This is a genomic window from Vandammella animalimorsus, assembly GCF_002285265.1.
Classification (GTDB): domain Bacteria; phylum Pseudomonadota; class Gammaproteobacteria; order Burkholderiales; family Burkholderiaceae_C; genus Lampropedia.
The window spans coordinates 1-1,120 of sequence record NZ_NSJB01000022.1 but is presented as its reverse complement, the minus strand read 5'-3'; the positions used below and the strand labels follow the sequence as shown (position 1 = coordinate 1,120).

1 protein-coding gene is annotated in these 1,120 nt (G+C 63.0%); it reads left to right on the top strand.

Going from position 1 to position 1,120, the window contains the following annotated elements; translation table 11 throughout:
* Positions 1 to 2 precede the first annotated feature (2 nt).
* The coding region (gene tuf, locus CK625_RS13440) for an elongation factor Tu (RefSeq protein WP_095540833.1) at positions 3 to 1,120 on the top strand (1,118 nt) is incomplete at its 3' end.

Genomic DNA, 1,120 nt, shown 5'->3' with positions numbered 1-1,120 from the left:
AAATGGCAAAAGGTAAGTTTGAGCGCACCAAGCCCCACGTGAACGTGGGCACGATTGGTCACGTGGACCATGGCAAGACGACGCTGACCGCAGCGATCGCCACCGTGCTGTCCAAGAAGTTCGGCGGCGAAGCCAAAGGCTACGACCAGATCGACAATGCGCCCGAAGAAAAAGCTCGTGGCATCACCATCAACACCTCGCACGTGGAATACGAAACGGCCAACCGCCACTACGCCCACGTGGACTGCCCGGGCCACGCCGACTACGTCAAGAACATGATCACCGGTGCCGCCCAGATGGACGGCGCCATCCTGGTGTGCTCTGCCGCTGACGGCCCCATGCCCCAGACCCGCGAGCACATCCTGCTCTCGCGCCAGGTGGGCGTGCCCTACATCATCGTCTTCCTGAACAAGGCCGACATGGTGGACGACGAAGAGCTGCTGGAGCTGGTCGAAATGGAAGTGCGCGAACTGCTCTCCAAGTACGACTTCCCCGGCGACGACACCCCCATCATCCGTGGCTCGGCCAAGCTGGCCCTGGAAGGCGACCAAAGCCCCATCGGCGAAGAAGCCATCCTCAAGCTCGCCGAGGCCCTGGACAGCTACATCCCCACGCCTGAGCGCGCCGTGGACGGCACCTTCCTCATGCCCGTGGAAGACGTGTTCTCCATCTCCGGCCGCGGCACCGTGGTCACCGGCCGCGTCGAGCGCGGTGTCATCAAGGTTGGCGAAGAAATCGAAATCGTCGGTATCCGCGACCTGCAAAAGACCACCGTCACCGGCGTGGAAATGTTCCGCAAGCTGCTCGACCAGGGCCAGGCTGGCGACAACGTCGGCCTGCTGCTGCGCGGCACCAAGCGTGAAGAAGTCGAGCGCGGCCAAGTGCTGGCCAAGCCCGGCACCATCAAGCCGCACACCGACTTCACTGCCGAGGTCTACGTGCTGAGCAAGGACGAAGGCGGCCGCCACACCCCCTTCTTCAGCAACTACCGCCCGCAGTTCTACTTCCGCACCACCGACGTGACCGGCTCCATCGAACTGCCCGAGGGCAAGGAAATGGTCATGCCTGGCGACAACGTCAGCATCACCGTCAAGCTGATCGCCCCGATCGCCATGGAAGA